General features: G+C 41.9%; 17 protein-coding genes. All 17 read right to left on the bottom strand.

Annotation, left to right across the window (positions count from 1 at the left end):
* Positions 1 to 6: 6 nt before the first annotated feature.
* Positions 7 to 951 (bottom strand): quinolinate synthase NadA, encoded by a 945-nt coding sequence (nadA, locus tag BrL25_RS10635; RefSeq protein WP_018672302.1) that lies wholly within the window; start codon positions 949 to 951, stop codon positions 7 to 9.
* Between the two features lie 101 nt (positions 952 to 1052).
* The gene (locus tag BrL25_RS10630; RefSeq protein ID WP_018672303.1) at positions 1053 to 1949 is read right to left on the bottom strand and encodes a Cof-type HAD-IIB family hydrolase; all 897 of its coding nucleotides are present in this window, start codon (positions 1947 to 1949) and stop codon (positions 1053 to 1055) included.
* Positions 1950 to 2012: 63 nt separating this feature from the next.
* Positions 2013 to 4001 (bottom strand): ATP-dependent zinc metalloprotease FtsH, encoded by a 1989-nt coding sequence (ftsH, locus tag BrL25_RS10625; protein ID WP_018672304.1) that lies wholly within the window; start codon positions 3999 to 4001, stop codon positions 2013 to 2015.
* 82 nt (positions 4002 to 4083) lie between these two features.
* Positions 4084 to 4623, bottom strand: a complete 540-nt coding sequence (hpt, locus tag BrL25_RS10620) for a hypoxanthine phosphoribosyltransferase (protein ID WP_018672305.1) — start codon at positions 4621 to 4623, stop codon at positions 4084 to 4086.
* A gap of 13 nt (positions 4624 to 4636) precedes the next feature.
* Complete coding sequence (gene tilS / locus BrL25_RS10615; RefSeq protein ID WP_026315217.1) at positions 4637 to 6067, bottom strand: tRNA lysidine(34) synthetase TilS; 1431 nt, start codon at positions 6065 to 6067, stop codon at positions 4637 to 4639.
* Entirely contained in the window at positions 6030 to 6494 is a 465-nt protein-coding gene (locus BrL25_RS10610; protein WP_018672307.1) for a threonine/serine exporter family protein, read from the bottom strand. The genes tilS and BrL25_RS10610 overlap by 38 nt, the downstream gene beginning before the upstream one ends.
* A 15-nt stretch (positions 6495 to 6509) precedes the next feature.
* Positions 6510 to 7262 (bottom strand): threonine/serine exporter family protein, encoded by a 753-nt coding sequence (locus BrL25_RS10605; RefSeq protein WP_018672308.1) that lies wholly within the window; start codon positions 7260 to 7262, stop codon positions 6510 to 6512.
* A gap of 13 nt (positions 7263 to 7275) precedes the next feature.
* Positions 7276 to 8235 (bottom strand): serine/threonine protein kinase, encoded by a 960-nt coding sequence (locus BrL25_RS10600; protein ID WP_018672309.1) that lies wholly within the window; start codon positions 8233 to 8235, stop codon positions 7276 to 7278.
* On the bottom strand, positions 8195 to 8962 hold the full coding sequence (locus tag BrL25_RS10595; RefSeq protein ID WP_018672310.1) for a VWA domain-containing protein: 768 nt from the start codon (positions 8960 to 8962) through the stop codon (positions 8195 to 8197). The genes BrL25_RS10600 and BrL25_RS10595 overlap by 41 nt, the downstream gene beginning before the upstream one ends.
* Before the next feature lie 68 nt (positions 8963 to 9030).
* Entirely contained in the window at positions 9031 to 11514 is a 2484-nt protein-coding gene (spoIIE, locus tag BrL25_RS10590) for a stage II sporulation protein E (RefSeq protein WP_018672311.1), read from the bottom strand.
* A 400-nt stretch (positions 11515 to 11914) separates the two neighbouring features.
* Positions 11915 to 12226 (bottom strand): FtsB family cell division protein, encoded by a 312-nt coding sequence (locus tag BrL25_RS10585; RefSeq protein WP_018672312.1) that lies wholly within the window; start codon positions 12224 to 12226, stop codon positions 11915 to 11917.
* Between the two features lie 26 nt (positions 12227 to 12252).
* On the bottom strand, positions 12253 to 12765 hold the full coding sequence (gene yabQ / locus BrL25_RS10580; RefSeq protein ID WP_236847625.1) for a spore cortex biosynthesis protein YabQ: 513 nt from the start codon (positions 12763 to 12765) through the stop codon (positions 12253 to 12255).
* 53 nt (positions 12766 to 12818) lie between these two features.
* Positions 12819 to 13103 (bottom strand): sporulation protein YabP, encoded by a 285-nt coding sequence (gene yabP, locus BrL25_RS10575; protein WP_018672314.1) that lies wholly within the window; start codon positions 13101 to 13103, stop codon positions 12819 to 12821.
* 110 nt (positions 13104 to 13213) lie between these two features.
* Positions 13214 to 13507, bottom strand: a complete 294-nt coding sequence (locus BrL25_RS10570; protein WP_018672315.1) for an RNA-binding S4 domain-containing protein — start codon at positions 13505 to 13507, stop codon at positions 13214 to 13216.
* Positions 13508 to 13534: 27 nt separating this feature from the next.
* Positions 13535 to 15001, bottom strand: a complete 1467-nt coding sequence (gene yabN, locus BrL25_RS10565) for a bifunctional methyltransferase/pyrophosphohydrolase YabN (protein WP_018672316.1) — start codon at positions 14999 to 15001, stop codon at positions 13535 to 13537.
* A 32-nt stretch (positions 15002 to 15033) separates the two neighbouring features.
* Entirely contained in the window at positions 15034 to 16683 is a 1650-nt protein-coding gene (locus BrL25_RS10560) for a putative polysaccharide biosynthesis protein (RefSeq protein WP_018672317.1), read from the bottom strand.
* 195 nt (positions 16684 to 16878) lie between these two features.
* Positions 16879 to 17418: a stage V sporulation protein T gene (spoVT, locus tag BrL25_RS10555; RefSeq protein WP_018672318.1), complete on the bottom strand. Its 540-nt coding sequence runs from the start codon at positions 17416 to 17418 to the stop codon at positions 16879 to 16881.
* Between the last annotated feature and the right edge of the window lie 47 nt (positions 17419 to 17465).

Here is a 17465-nt window from a genome sequence, read left to right as displayed (position 1 = left end):
ATTGGATCAGCCGGGAGCTACCTCTAACATACGTTCTAACGAAGCCCGTGCCGCATTTGCCACATGTTCGGGGACATAAATTTGCGGTTTTAAGGTTTCTAAAGCTTCTACACACTTTTTCAATGTATTTACTTTCATATTTGGACAGACCAAATACTTCGAAGCGAAATAAAACTGTTTATTTGGGCTATCCTTTTCTAACATATATCTTGTTCCATCTTCTGTACCGATGATAAATTCTTTTTGGTTTGATTCTCTACAGAACTTCAATATTCCGGTAGTGGAACCTACATAGTCTGCCAATGCAACAACTTCTGGACGGCATTCAGGGTGCACTACCACTAGCGCCTCTGGGTGCTCTGCCTTCATCAGCATGATATCTTGCACAGATAGCTGATCATGTGTGTTACAGTAGCCCTCCCAAATAATCATTTTTTTGCTTGTGAATTGTGACACATAGTGTCCCAAATTTTTATCAGGAACCCAAATAATCTCGTCACTGTCTACCGACTCGATAACCCTCTGTGCATTGGAGGATGTACAGCAGATATGTGTTTCTGCCTTAACATCAGCCGAGGTGTTGATGTAAGCTACCACTTTTGCATTGGGGTGTTGAGCTTTTACTTTGCGCAATCCTTCCACGTTAACCATATCGGCCATTGGACAACCAGCTCGCTCATCAGGAATGATAACTGTTTTGTTGGGATTGAGAATTTTTGCACTTTCACCCATGAAATGCACACCACAAAATAAAATAACATCTGCTTTTGTTTCTTTTGCCTTTTGTGCTAGTCCAAAGGAATCTCCAATAAAATCAGCTACTTCCTGAATCTCCGGACGTTGGTAAAAATGAGCTAAAATAATGGCATTGCGTTCTTCTTTTAGCTGGAACAATCGTTCTCTTAATTCGGCATCGCGTTGCTTCTTCTTCTGTAGAGCTAAAGCTTCCATACCCTTACCCCCTGCTAGGTGATGTAGACGATTTCGGCGCTATTGTACTGTCTCCATCGACTATTTGTCAATTAGCAAGGGGTGGGCTAACTGTAAAATGATTACTGATTAGGCAACATATATTCTCGAATAAAACATGCCACTCCATCCTCACAGTGGTGCTTCGCCATATATCTCGCAAGCTTTTTCACTTCATCCTCGGCATTTTCCATTACAACTGGGTGACCCACATGAGACAGGATTTCAAAGTCATTCATTGCATCCCCGAATGCGGCAATTTCTGCTGCGGGCACGTTCCATTTCTGCATAAAGGTTTGTAATCCGACCCATTTACTCAACCCTAGTGGAATCACTTCCATATTAAATGGCCCAGAACTAGTTAGGCTCACCTGTCCAACAAATTCTGTCGTCTGTTCACGTAGCCATTTCAACACATTCGTATCCTTATGCCAAAAAAACATCTTGCTGATCACAAATTCTCCTGAAGCAATTTTGCTTACAAGCTCATCTTTGGGCATAAACTTAGCTAATTCATTATAAGAAAATTGACGGTTAGCATATTCACGTTTTGTGTGCTCTAAGGTAATTCCCTCTGTTATGAACGGTTCTGAGAAAAGCATCTCTCCAATACGTTCTTTATCTTCTTCAACCATCCAACGGTTGCTGTTTTGATCATGAACCTCATAATAAATATCTTTTTGTCTGCTTATTTCTACAAGAGAAATAATAACTTCTCTCGGTAATTCAGCATATTTTACTAATGTTCCATCCTCTGTAAACAAAGCGGCTCCATTACTACATACATAACCATCAAAAGGGTAGTAGTCTGATGCGATACGAGCTGAAACAAATGGTCTACCTGTAGATAGCAGAAGCTTTACCCCTCGTTGTTGCAATTCTTCACATGCTTTCCATGTTTCTCGGGAAATTTTTGCTTCTCCATTTAACAAGGTCCCATCCATATCAAACGCTACGATTTTACAATCTGCTACACTCATGCTGATCCCCCCACTGTTGTCATTAATAGATCGAGAAAAAAATAAGAGCACCATCCGGCGCTCTTATTTCGGTTCTTGATTATCAGGATGGTCAAGTGTTTCATCCGTTTTTGTAACTTCTGGTTTTGGTTCTTGATTCAGTTTATCAATGGTTACTTGATTAACTGGCTCTTCAGGCTTGGATTGAATGTTTACTACTACATCCTCTCCAGGTTCTTTATCCAGCTTGCCGTTTTCAATGATCTGTTTGATCTGTTCAGCATCAAGTGTTTCCACGCGAAGCAAGGTTTGTGCAACCGCTTCTAACTGATCCCCGTATTGAATCAACAAGTCCTTACAACGTTGATATTGTTCGTTAATGATTCGTTGCATTTCTTGGTCAATTTCGTAAGCGATTTGTTCAGAGTAGTTGCGCTCATGTCCAAAGTCGCGTCCCAAGAATACTTGACCTTGAGATTGCCCGAATTGCATTGGTCCCAAATTACTCATACCATATTCGGTAATCATGCTACGCGCAATTGCTGTAGCACGTTGGAAGTCATTATGCGCTCCCGTTGAGATATCGCCCAGAACCAATTCCTCTGCAACACGTCCACCAAGCAGACCCACAATTTTGTCTTCCAAATCTGTTTTGGTAGCAAAGAAGCGATCCTCTTTTGGTAGCATAACGGTATAGCCGCCTGCTTGCCCACGTGGGATAATAGTAACCTTGTGTACCATATCGGCACGTTTTAAATGGAAACCAACGATCGTATGACCTGCTTCGTGATAAGCTACAAGACGACGCTCGTCTTCGCTGACTACACGTGATTTCTTAGCAGGACCAGCAATGACACGGTCAATTGCTTCATCTACTTCTAGCATGTCGATTTGCTTCTTATTTTTACGTGCTGTAAGCAATGCAGCTTCATTTAACAGGTTCTCAAGATCAGCACCTGTAAAGCCTGGTGTACGGCGAGCAATGATATCCAAATTCAAATCCTCGCCTAATGGTTTATTGCGCGCATGCACCTTCAGAACAGCTTCACGACCACGTACATCAGGGCGATCTACCGTAACTTGACGGTCAAAACGTCCAGGACGCAACAAAGCTGGGTCAAGAATGTCAGGTCTGTTAGTTGCTGCAATCATAATAATTCCTTCATTTGCTCCGAAACCGTCCATCTCTACGAGCAATTGGTTTAGCGTTTGTTCACGTTCATCATGACCTCCGCCAAGACCAGCTCCACGTTGGCGACCAACGGCATCAATTTCATCAATGAAGATGATACACGGAGCATTTTTCTTTGCATTTTCAAATAAATCACGTACACGTGATGCCCCAACTCCGACAAACATCTCTACGAAGTCAGAACCTGAAATGCTAAAGAATGGCACGCCTGCTTCACCTGCAACGGCACGTGCAAGCAATGTTTTACCTGTACCTGGAGGACCTACTAAAAGTACCCCTTTAGGTATGCGGGCACCTACAGCAGCAAATTTGCGTGGGTCTTTTAAGAATTCTACGACCTCTACAAGCTCTGCTTTCTCCTCATCAGCACCAGCTACATCTTCAAATGTAACCTTTTTCTTTTCGTCGTTATATAACTTCGCCTTGCTCTTACCGAAGTTCATAACTCGACTTCCGCCACCCTGTGCCTGATTTAACAGGAAGAAGAACAAGATAAAGATGATCACGAATGGAATGATAGAAGTTAGGAATGTTAGCCAGATACTGTTACCCTCTGCTGGTTTATACTCCACCTTATTAATCTTCTTAGCATCAATCTTATCATTGATCAGTTTAACTAGTTGTTCATCATAAATCGGTGCATTGGTATAGAATGATTCCTGACCGGCTTGAGTCTGTTTAAGCTTACCCTCTACCCGATATGTACCACCCTCAACACGAAGAGATGCCTCTGCAATGTTGTCTTGATTGAGATGATTACGTAGCTCCTGATAAGAAATTGGAGCCATCTTATCGGTTCCGGAGAGGACAAAATTCACAATCCCTACCGTGACAAGGAAAATCAGTAAATAGAAACCTGTATTCCGAAAAAAACGATTCATTGCTTACCTCCTCTCACGAAAAAAGACACTTCCATTATTTTAGCATAGAGTAAAACCCATTCACAACCTAGCTAGCTCTTGTCTATTTCGAATAAACTTCAGGTTTTAAAACACCGATATAAGGAAGATTGCGATAGGTCTCAGCGTAATCCAGACCGTAACCAACCACAAATTCATCAGGAATAGTAAAACCACTGTAATCAGGAGAAATATCTACATTACGGCGCTCTGGTTTATTTAGTAGTGTTACTACTTTCACTGAGGCAGCATGACGTTGCTTCAATAATTCTACTAAATGACTTAACGTCAAGCCACTATCCATGATGTCCTCCACAATTAGGACATGACGATTCTGAACAGTTGTATCCAAATCTTTCAAGATACGTACAACACCAGAGGATTCCGTACTGTTGCCATAGCTAGATACCGCCATAAAATCCATCTCGCACTTAATATCCATCTCACGTAGAAGATCGGCCATGAAAACAATGGCTCCTTTTAAGATACAAATAACCAAAGGATTCTTATCGCGATACTCATCTGCTAAGATTTTACCCAGTTCTTTTACTTTTTGATCAATTTCTTCCTTAGTGAGCATAATTTCTTTTATATCATTATTCATATGTAACCTCCTGCTACTCTTCTCTGAAATCCGCCTGTATGATAACAAATGCACGCGATTTCTCATGTATCATGGCATGCGTTGATCGCTTTACTCCAGGTATCCAAATAATTTGGCCCTCGACTACTAAGATAGGAATTCGATCACGCCTGCTCTTTGGTACTTTTTCATCAATAAATAGCTCCTTTACCTTTTTACTGTAAAAATGAGTAGCCGTTCCAAGTTGAATACGGTCACCCGGCATCCTACTGCGGATGATGCATTCGCCTACCAAAGCATCGGCGTCACATACAGCACTATAAGGAGATAAAGATGATAGATCAGGTAAATCGGATAATGAATCATACCGTTTTGTATGTATGAACATCCCTGCCTCTTCTACCCATGTCGTACCAGGTATGGTAATAGGGTATGAATACGGCCAGAATAAACCTTGAGCAGTTACTTTTTTCCTACGAAAACATACCTGCTCATAGACCCTCTCTACAAAAATATCGGAGGGCAGATGTAGTACTGCAGAAGGATTTTGCTCGAAAATGATACGCAAAACGGCCTCCACATGCTGCAGAGACCACTCCGTTTCAGTTGCGAGATAACTTAATATTAGAGGAATCATTCTCCTTTGTAAAGCAAGGTCAAAAGTTTTTAAGCACTTCCTATCTAGGATAATTTTGTCAGATTCCTTCCGTACAATTATCCTATTTAGTGCCTCTTGACTCAGCTTTTGCAGGTAATCGTCATCCACTCTTGCCATCTCCGCTAGCTGAAGCACGTGTTCTCTGTATCTTAGGTTTACTTGTTGCAGGTGAGGTGTTACTTCGTGCCGTATTAAGTTGCGTTTATATTTGCGCGAATCATTGCTACTATCGTGTCGTGGTTGCAGTTTATTCGCCTCACAGTAGGCTTCTAGCTCCTCACGGAAAACGTGCAGAAGTGGACGAACCAACTCGACTTGTTCTGCATGAAGCCACCTACGTTGCGGCATACCAGTGAATCCATATAGACTAGTACCTCTCATCATGCGGAACAGTATAGTCTCTACCTGATCATCAGCATGATGGGCAAGCGCCACTTTAGTAGCCCCTACTTCTCTTGCCACTTGTCGATAGTATTGATAGCGTAGTTCACGACTTGCAACTTGTGGTCCTTGACCGGTTTCCTTCATTATATCAGGCACGCTTTCATAGAAGGAGTAGCACTTAACTCCTAATGTATGACACAAGTCCTCCACGTATGCGGCGTCTTGGTCAGACTCTTCTCCACGAAACCCATGATTCAGGTGAACAGCGTACAACTTCCAGCCGTACTGATATTGTTCATTCATTTTGCTTAAGATATGCAACAGCGCTGTAGAATCTACTCCGCCCGAAACTCCTACCACAATCGATTCATGTGGCAAAAGCAGCCTATCCTGCTCCATTCGCTTTTGTACCTTTTCGTACATAACGCGCCACGATTCCTTTCCATAAAGAGAAGATGGAGAGACCAAGTATTAAACCTGAAGCGATAGCCCCAGCCAGCATCATCGTCTTGACCCCAAGCGTAATTCCTTCCAAGTAGTCAGCATTGATGAACGCCAACATCGATTTATAAGCAGTCGAACCTGGAACTAATGGAATGATTCCCGCAATACTAAAGTTAGTAGAAGGAACACGCATCTTCACAGAAAGGATTCGGCTACTTAGCGAGATAAACGTTCCCGCTGCAAAAGAAGAGAGAGTAAGCTCAGCTCCAAACATCGGCAATATTTTATAGATATTCCATCCCATCATTCCAATTAAACCAGCAAAAAGAATGGTGCGTTTTGGTGCATTAAACAACATAGCATAGGCAATGGTAATGATAAAACTTAACAGCATCCCCAGCAACATATGCCTAATCCCCTCCTATAATGACAAGACAGCTGCGGCCGCAACAGCTACCGCTAAGGCAGTTAATCCTGCCTCAACTCCTCTCGCCATCCCGGCAACCAAGTCTCCCGCCATTAAATCACGCACAGAGTTCGTCAAAGCTACTCCTGGAAACAAAGGAATCATCGCTCCTATAATCATAACACCAAGATGCAGATGATTGGGAAAAAGCCATGAGGCAATTAGTGTAAACATTCCTCCTAAAAAAGAGGCTGATAATTCGGCAAAAAAAGGTATTTTAAGAAAGCGATACAAATAATTAGCGCTGGCAAAGACGATTGCCCCTGCAATGGCACTCGGGAAAAAATCAAGAAAAGTCCCACCAATCAAAACAGCAAAAGAGCCGCTGCCTAAACCAGCCGCTATATTTAACACCCGATCTGAAAATTGGAAGCGCATGCTTTGGATCTCTTCCAATTGGATATGCGCTTCGTCCAAGGTAATCTCTCCTGACACAAAGTAACGGGATACCTGATTAACCAACGTTACTTTGTTCAAATTGATCGTTCGGTCACGCATTCGAATCATTCGGGTACGATCCACACCATTATTATCTTTAAAGGAAAAAATAATGCTAGTTGTCGTCACGGAACTATGGACGCTTTTCATGCCTGCAGCATGTGCAATATGAGTCATCGTCTCTTCCACACGATACGTTTCCGCTCCATTACGAATCATAATCTCTCCAGCTAAAAGGCACGTCTCCATCACATAATTATTGGACGTCATGCAGAATGATCCCTCACATCCATACATAATACAACGAGCCAGCAAGCAAAAGCATAGAGGCTACAAAGATTCCTCCAATAATTTTGCTTCCTATTCCCTCCCCAGGCTTCTTGGTGTTGGGTACACTTGCCCTCGTCTCTGATTTTTGTCGAAACGCTTGCAAGAATTCGGCTTTCATTTGAGTAGCTGTTGGATATTTCCCATCCAATGCCTTAACTAACACGGGGCGGTAAGGAGCTAACAATTCGTTGTCCCGTATTATATCATAAAGCTTTTGAACATGTCGCCCTGATACGGGAAGTGTTGTCCATTTCTCTTTTTCAGTAGTTAGCTTGACCATCATAATCGCTAAAGAAAATAGATCGTATGCAACATCCGCCTTACGATCCCCCGCCTGCCAAGTGGCGCGATCATACTCTTCTGTAAATTGACGTACGGCATGACCCGACTTGGTTACCCCGCCAAAATCAATTAGACATACCTGCTTACCAGCTTGTACAACAATGATGTTCTCTGGCTTTAGGTCACCAAATACATATCCTAGCTCATGAATGATCTGTAAATGAGACAGGATTTGCGTGCACAACAAAATAAGCCACTCTTTGCCTACTCTCTTCAAGCTATGATCCAATCGTTCCCCTTCAATATACTCCATTGCATAAAAGGCATACACCTTGCCTTTTAAAATCATATCATCTACATCATATATGTTTGGTCCAATCTTTTGGTTATGAGATTGTAAACTTTTTAGTACGTTTGCTTCCATTAATAAATCAATAGAATCGGCACCCATTTTAATCGCTACCTTTTTACCCTCATGAAGAACTAGGTAGACGACACCATTGGCTCCCCTACCTAGTTCTTTTACCACTGAATATGTTTGATGGTGCCATTTTCCTGTGAAATAATGGGGAGCATCGGGTAACAAGGAATTAGAATACATGGTCTTGCAAATAACCGTCATCTTCTTCATTCGCTTTTCTCTTCGTACGGTAGCGATCCGCTAAAGGTTTAGGTAGCTCCACGTGTTCAAACAAGGCGATTGCTTCCGTAATGGCAGGACCCGTCGGAGTAATTCCGCTCATCGTTAAACCGGCCGTTAATTGGTACGCCTTTTCTACTTGATCCGTCCAGGGAATACGCACTTCAAGATGCTTTTCTTTCCCAGGAAATGAGCAAACGGCCATTCTGCTACTCCCGCTGCGGGAACGTAAGCTAATGCTAAAATCATAGATGGCTTGCTGTACAGCTGACATTTTATTTTTCATGGAAGCAGATGTATCAACGATCATCACCACTTCTAGAGCGCTTTGTTCGCCCAATTCATCCACCATGCCTGCCACCTGCATCCTCTTTTCAGGAGCAAGACCCTCCAATTCAGCATCACCAAGAATATGCTTTAATTCTTTGTTCACCACATGTTGAATGGTTCTAGTCATTGCTTTTCGCGTTAACATTTGGACAGTTTGGGCTAACTGGGCAGGATAAACAATGTCGCTTAGTCCTCCCCCCGCTTGAGCCATTTCACGGATTTCCTGTTCCCCTTGCTCACCCATCTCATGCTTATCCACCACTCCAATCACATTTACTGTGATACCTTGTTCTCTGGCTAAGGTTGCGGCTGCAATTGGGCTTATTCCTACATTGGAGCAACCATCTGTCACAACCAAAATCTGACGAAGCGTCGCCGGTTTTGCCATACAGATACCTCCCCTTTCTTTGGTAGCGTTTTTTACCATTATGGGCGTGGGAGGTGAAAAACATACCTTTAACTTACTACACGTGGCCGTTCCATCTTCTCCATTCCTGATACCTGAATCGCCGACCATTGCGGTACAAATCGATCAATTCGAGCGACTAAAACCGTCATATCGTCTACGATTTCACCACTATGTTCTCTAATCACTTTTTCTAATAATAAGTCAGAGATTTCCTGAGGGTCTTCTGTTTCGAGCTGAGAGATTAATCGCTTCATCCACACCGGTCTATTTTCGATATGGTGTGGAGCCTCAAAAATTCCATCTGACATCATGATTAATAGATCACCTGCCTTTAGATTTCTAGTCACAATATCTACTTCAATATCTTCTAAAATACCAACCGGTAAATTATTTGCCGATACCATAAACACATCATTTCCTCGTTTAATAAACGAAGGTGTAGAACCAATTTTAATAAACCGTGTCATTGCAGTCTGTAAGTCAATTATAGCCAAATCCACTGTTGCAAACATCTCATCAGCCGAACGTAATGCCAAAACAGAATTTACTGTTTTAATAGACAGTTTTTCATCCAGCCCTGATTTTAAGAGCTGTTGCAGCATGTCCAATGCTGATTGACTTTCCATATAAGCGCGCTCCCCGTTTCCCATTCCATCACTGATCGCCACAGCCACCTTTCCATTTCCTAAATCCATTGTTTTAAAGCTATCTCCTGACAATAGTTTGCCACCCTTAGCGGCCCCTGCCACTCCAATTTCGATCTCATATGTTTTTGCTGAAGCCAGGCACATTTTGCAATGCTGATCCTTAAAGGCTTCACATTGTCGTTCCTTCACAATAATGTTCTCACCTAAAATCTCGGTAAGCATCGGAGCCACAATCTTGGCGCATTCATCCCTCCCATAACAACTAGGCTGACTGATTTCTATATCCACCTTCCCTTCTTCTAAGCTATGAATATCTACACGTCTTACGGATAGTCCTAAACCCTCCAGCGCTTTTGAAACCTGCTTCTCTTGTAGGCTTAGTGCAAGTCCTTCCCTTTGGATTTCCCGTGCAAAATCGCTCATGACCCGTGATACTCCTGATAATTGATCGGCTACCAGCTTGCGACTATCTTGAATTTGTTTTTTTAATTGATTATGTTCAATCATCTGGTGGTACTCTTGCTCCATATGTTGGATTACCTTTTCTGTTTTCACGCATTTCTTTTCCCACTCCTTTGGTATAGTTGCTCCTTGCATTGTCCCATGCTCGAATACCGTAATAAGCATGTTACTCATCGCTTCGTAGGTCATTTGAGTATCTCGCTCCCAGCACTGCTCTTTCTTCCAGCAAAGCTGGCATGTCCTCTCCGTCACTTTACTTAAATAAAGATCTATCTCTTCCTCCTCAACTCTATTTTTTGTTTCAGCTGTTTGAGCGAATGAATGGGATAACTCAATAAACAAATCGGAAAACTGCTGAATTTTACCTGCTGTCATGTCACGTATGCGCCGCATATATTCCTGGTGAGATTGTATGTGTTCCGAAGTCCCCGGAATGAAGCTGGCTACTCTTTTCCAAATAAAAGCTGGCGTTAATAAAAAGAGGAAAGCGGCAATCGAGGTCTCGATTAAAGAGAGATATAATCCACTTTCGGCACCACCATAGATTCCCAGAATGGAAGTTCCGATTAAGAGTCCTGCTACTACACCAATTTTCTTTCCTTCCTTTAATAGCCCCGCTAGTAAACCTGCGAAAGCGAGTAAACTAATTTGTTGTAAGGCACTCACATCAGCCAAACTGAGAATGAGCCCGGTAACCACCCCCACTGCGGCCCCGACCGTCCCTCCTCCAACAAAAGCGAATAATAATAGAAGATAACGGGACAGGATATGTTCCATGGAAACCCCCTGTATAACCCAGCCTACTGTTCCCGTCATTAAAGAAGCTAATAAAATGACAAGGCATATAATTTCTTCTGTCTTTAAAGGTTCAAATGGTTTATTTATGTGAATGATGGATAAGGACTGAATAAAGATAAGTGTCAAAACAAAACTAAGAATTGCTTCAACCGCAATCATAGTCACACTGTATGTGTTTACCTGATTCTGAATAACCTTACATAATAGATGGCTAGCAAATACGGTTCCTACCACCATAAATGGGGTATAGGAAAAGTCTTTTCGTTTCCATTTCTCCGAGATACGGCACACACCAGCAGCAAGTATGATACTCAGTAACGTCTGCATACCTAGAGGAATTGAATGAGCTAATGAGCCTACCAGCATTCCCAATGCACTAGCTAGCAATGTATCTCGACGGAGAAAGTACATCACTATGAAGTAAGGAACAACAAATGGTGATAATTCATCAAGAATAAGAGCTCTTCCTAATAAAAAACCCATAGTAAGTGTAAGAATATGCCATTTTTTTAGAAAGGCAGCAGCTTTATCACCGAACCTCCCCATAGTCTGAGATACTTGATTAGATAGCTGTTGAGTAAAGAGATTAGCATTTGGAGAAACTACTTGGCTTTTATTGAACATATACTAGCACCACCCGTTTTGAGTTTTGTGTACCCAATTATACGAATGGACTGCTGTAAATTTTGTCAAACGATAGAGGCATATTCCTAAAATCGTCCGACAAATTTAAACGTATCTCGTTTATTTGTTTGATCGTTCATGGATTTATGCTGAAGACGATACGAATTGATTGGGGTACCTGTCGAGGATTGAATAGAAGATATTTACTTTATCGCTTTAAATCACAAAAGAATCGGAATAAAAAAAACCGACGTCTTGCGTTCAACGTCGGCCATCAGGTGATTCGCGCTCGGCGAAACGGGCTTGTTATATTATATTCGCCATTTAATTAAAATGACCTTCCTGTTTTTAAAATCTATTGCACGTTTTCGTAAATTTATTTTAGCTAGATCCAAATGGCTTAATTATCAGGGATCAAAAAGATGATCTCACCCGGCTTGGACATAAAATTATTTTTGCGTGCAAGCTCTGCGATGTATTCTGGATCATCCAATCGTTTCATCTTCTTGGTTAGCTCTTCTTGTTGTCCTTTTACTTCCTCTGCCTGTTTTTGTAGCGCTTCTACTTGTTCTTCCGTCTCAGCAATAACAGAGCTTTGAAGATATGCCGTATAGCACGTCCAGATAAGGAAGCAGAACACGAAGAACATAATAAAGCGAAGTCTGCGCTTACGACCTAGATTATTCGATTGAGAGGGACGTTCTTTGGCCATGTCTGCTCTCCACCTTTGCTACCTTTCTACTCTTTGTTTTCCTTGGTAAACCATTTCTTCAGTACTTCCTTTGCTCCTGCCATCTTGCCCCTAATACTTTTCCACAAGTTACGACTCCATGGAACAAATGGTGACAATGGCCAAGAAATGATTCGCCAAATGAACAATCCTATCTTTGCCAGTACAGTAAAAAGGAACCCAACAATAACCCAGATAAAATGAAAAATTATCTCTATTGGTTTAATCAATAGAAAGTCAATAATTTTAACACTGATCTGAAATACCCCTATACTCCATTTTAGCACAGTTAACAAAAATCTGATATAAACCTTACTACCTATAAGGAAATAGAGCCATGCTCCTATAATAATACCTAGATATATCGGAAATCTCACTATCCCATCGTTAACCCATACCAGCACATAAAAAACAATTCCCACACTACTTAACCAAAATAACATATCTAATATGAAAACGATCCAAAGTGGGAAGCGGCCTTTGCCTTTTATGACATGGTACGTATCAAACCCCATCCCCATACAAATTCCGCACAGGGACATGAAAGCCATAGTCTGAAACTGAATACTGATACTCACTTAAATAATTTGCCGAAAAATCCTTTCGATCGATCTCCGGCCTGCCCCTGTTCTATATACCCCATGTCATGGACGAAACCCTCAATGGCCACTTCTCCGGTTTCAAGACTCAGGTTTTTCATATGAAGATTCTGGCCGCGTATAGTAAGAAAACCACCTTCTGTTTCTAACAGAAATTCTTCACTATCAAAGCTTTCTACCTTTTTTACCCCGGATATAGCCAAACTACGCCGATTGATCATGACAATTTCATGGCGAGGTCGTTTATTTGGTTCGATCATATAAAAACCCTCCCTATCTTGGTGGTCTGGAGTACGATCCAAAACGCTGGGAACAAAATGTTCCTCTTTGTACCAAGATATGGAGGGGGATGTCCTTTTAGAACTATTGCTTACGCTCTTAGGTATTCATCTTCTTCTTTTTCATCACGTGGCACAGGTACTTCACCAATTACTGTGTAAAGGGAAGCGGCCTCATCCTTACGCGCGTTTTCTTTAATTTCTTCAACTTTTACCGTAACGATCTTTTGTCCAAAACGAATGGAGATAGAATCGCCCACTTTTATATTGCTGGACGCTTTTGCAGTACGTTCATTAATTTCGACACGTCCCTGATCACAAACATCCTTAGCTAAAGTACGTCGTTTAATTAAACGGGACACCTTTAGAAATTTATCAAGACGCATAAGTATTCCTCCTCTATGTAGCTTTGACTACTCTTGAGCTTTGGCCTCATTCCAATAACGATCCAGCTCTTCTAACGTTGTATCAGCAAATTGCTTGTTATTTTCATGTAGCTTTTGTTCAATATAATGAAATCTACGCTTAAATTTAAGATTAGTTAGCGCTAAAGCCTGTTCAGGGTCAACCTTCATGAAGCGGGCTAGGTTGATTACAGCAAAGAGCAAATCCCCCAATTCACCTGTTTGTTCCTCTGGAGTTGCTTGCTGTACCTCCTTGTACTCTTCTTCAATTTTAGCATATACATCTTTCACTTCGTCCCAATCGAACCCAACTTCCGCTGCCTTCTTTTGAATTTTGACAGCTGATAAAATCGCCGGTAAATCCTTTGGTAGAGAATCCAGCAAGGAAGAAGTTTCAGGTACAACCCCCTTCTCCGCTTTCTCTTGGGCCTTTATCTGCTCCCAATTGACCACTACTGCATCGGCATCAGCTACTTCCGATTCACCAAATACATGCGGATGACGTCGAATCATTTTAGCAGTCAGAGTGGAAATGATATCTTCAATTGTGAAGTAGCCCTCCTCTGAAGCAATCTGTGCATGAAGCATGATCTGTAAGAGCACGTCCCCTAATTCCTCGCAAAGCGCATCCACATCATCCTGATCGATCGCTTCTACTGTTTCATAGGTTTCTTCTAACAAATAACGGCGCAAGCTTTGGTGAGTCTGCTTACGATCCCATGGACAACCTTCTGGTCCACGCAAAGTTGCAATCACTTCTTTTAAATAGGAGAATTGACGTTGCTTTACTGACTCTTCTACGGTAGGGGGAACATAGATTAGGCTTAGATTACCCAGATGCTCCACTCGATCTAAATCGTATAATGGTAGACGCTCCACAATCTCTTTACCTTCTATCCCAACCGCTGTAGCGACGATAACCTCATATTCGTCTGGTAGTACTTCCATTAAGGTAAGCTTCGCGTCTGAAGCAGACATTTGATCGTAGACCTGGGCAATAACGGTATGTAGCCCTGGATTTACTTGATCTGCTGTCATGCTTGTCGCGTCTAACAAAGTAAAACCTTCGATTGGATCAATAGCAAGGCGAGCGAACAGCGGATCTAAGAAGCTTTGTCCACCTAATATCTTTACCTCTACTTGCTCCTCTACCGCATGACTTAGTAGCAGTTGCACCGTCCGTTCTGCTACTAAAGGATGTCCAGGAACGGCGTAGGTTACTTCACCTTCTGCTTTAACCTTGGATAACAGTTGCCCAGCAATCTCTTGATATACCTGTTCAAATGAATCATGTTTTTCATAAATAGAATCAAAGGACGTGTAAGTAAGCCCTTCTTCAGCCAATTGATCCAATACTGGATGATCAGCTGTACGGACATACAAATGCTTCGTCTGTTTTAAGCGTTTATACATACCCAGAGGCATTTGGTCTAGATTACCTGCCCCAAGTCCTACAACATAAATGGTATTCACCATGTAGGAAATTCCTCCGTTCCTTTAATCCCTGTCTATTTTTGAATCTGCAAAAGCTTATATCGCTCTAAAAGAGAGACTAATCTCTTTCCTCTTGGCAAATACAAGATCTCTTCACGCTTGATACCACCTGTATATAACAGAGAAAGCATATACACTACTAATCCCACGGTAACTGCAGAAACACCGACGATCGTTTGAACGAAACGCTCACTATCGATCAGAGAACCCACAATTACATTCATCAAGCCTTGAACGATTAAGACCATGATTGACATAAGAGCCACACTTATTAAAGGTTTGGTCAGCATTTCTTTTAGGTTAAAGGAAAGCTCCAAATAGTGGCGAATAGATCTCATGTTTAATCCCATTGAGGTCACATAGGCAAAGACTGTAGCTACTGCCGCACCCTGTATGCCCCATAAAGGCGTCAAGGCAAGATTAGCCAACAATTTTACCAGTACACCAATCATCAAGTGTCTAGCTGGTAATTTAACATGTCCCAATCCTTGCAAAATGCCAGAGGTAGCGATACTTAATGTCGCAAATACAATGACAAAAGCTTGAATAGCAAGTGACCACGTTCCTTTATCATTTCCGTATACCATGATATTGACTGGTTCGGCTAATAAAGCGAGCCCAATAGAAGCTGGTAATCCAAGCATCAGGGTTAAGCGTAGGGCCATATCTGTACGATTGATGATCATTTTATCCTGTTTTTGTGCTACAGCCTCGCTAATAGCAGGCACTAACGCCAAGGAAAGTGATGTGGCAAAAAACGTTCCAAATTGAATGAGTGGTTGTCCACGATCATATATTCCTTTTAATTCTTTTGCTATATCAAGTTCATATCCGTTCCATTGAAGTAAATTAGAAACAGTCACCGAATCAATTAATGGAATCATCGGCAACACCAGAGCACCGATGCAGATAGGAATTGCATAACGTAGAATACTGATCAACACTTGCTTGTTCGTTACTGTATCTGTAAGTTGTTGAGCACGCAATTGTTTACGATATCCTCTGCGTCGATGGTACCGTCTGGATTTTCGATAATAATAGTACAGAACCAAAAAGGCTGCTAACGCCCCAGGAAAAGCAGCAAATACTGCTCCTGTACCTGCAAGATAAGCGTCCTGATAGGCACTCATCATCCAGTAAGCAGAGACTAAAATAACGATTACACGAATAATCTGTTCGACTACCTGTGAAACACCTGTGGGTACCATGTCTTGTTGTCCTTGAAAATATCCACGCAATATGGACACCAACGGGACTAATGGTAAAGACCATGCTACTGCTCGTAGCGGTAATGTCAGCTGTTCATCGCCCATAAATCGGGCTAATGCAGGAGCACCTAGATACAAAAGGAGAAAAAAGAATACTCCTAGTATTCCTAGTGAAACGCTGGCTACACGGAAAGCCTTTCGTGCACCCAGATGGTCCTCGACTGCTAATCGTTCTGAGACGATTTTGGAAATGGCGATAGGAAAACCCGCTGTTGCCAAAATCAATAAGGCTGTGTACAACGGATACACCTGCATGTACACATATAACCCAACATCACCTGTGATATTTTGATAAGGTATGCGATAGATCGCTCCGAGAACCTTGGAGAGCAAGCCGGCAATACCTAGAATAGCAGCACCTTTGACAAAATGATTTGCACTTCTCTCTCCTGCCATACAGTATCTATTTCTCCTCTTACAAAAAAGTCTACGTTCAGAAACTTTGTCCATTATACCACACAGAGGAAGTGAGTAATCAAGGGGGATGAGATGTGCATTCTTCGTGGTTTACTTGCATGTAGTAGAGAAAGTCAAAAAAAACAAGCCTTACACAAGAGGCTTGTTTTTTTGACTTTCGTTATTTAATCACTATTATTGTTCCATTTGTTTGGCTAAGAATCCAGCGGCTGTTTCTGCCATTTTCAGCTCTAAATCGCCCATTTTAGCTTCTGCTTTGTTGACCAGGATCACTGCACCAATCGGGTCCCCACCTGCAACGATAGGAGCCACTACATAAGATGAGTATTGTTCCGGCATATCACGACATAATTCATATTGACCAGAATTTTTTTCTACCCTACTCTTACGCTCTTCCAACGATTTTTCTACTAGACTACCAATCGGTTTTTCCAAGTATTCTTTCTTGGAAGCACCAGCTACTGCAATGACCGTATCTCGATCGGAAATAATGACAATATGATTTAAGCTTTCGTATAAAGAGTCAGCATATTCCTTAGCAAAATCAGCTAATTCTCCAATTGGAGAATATTTTTTAAGGATTACTTCCCCATCACGATCGACAAAAATCTCAAGTGGATCCCCCTCACGAATACGAAGTGTGCGACGGATTTCCTTCGGGATTACGACCCGTCCGAGGTCGTCTATACGACGAACAATTCCAGTTGCCTTCATAATCTTGTTGCCTCGCTTTCTTGAGAAGACTGATTTTGTGGTTTTTT

The sequence above is a fragment of the Brevibacillus laterosporus DSM 25 genome (genome assembly GCF_002706795.1).
Taxonomy (GTDB): Bacteria; Bacillota; Bacilli; order Brevibacillales; family Brevibacillaceae; genus Brevibacillus_B; species Brevibacillus_B laterosporus.
Note: the sequence above shows the minus strand (reverse complement) of the source record. Positions and strands in the feature narration are given on the sequence as shown.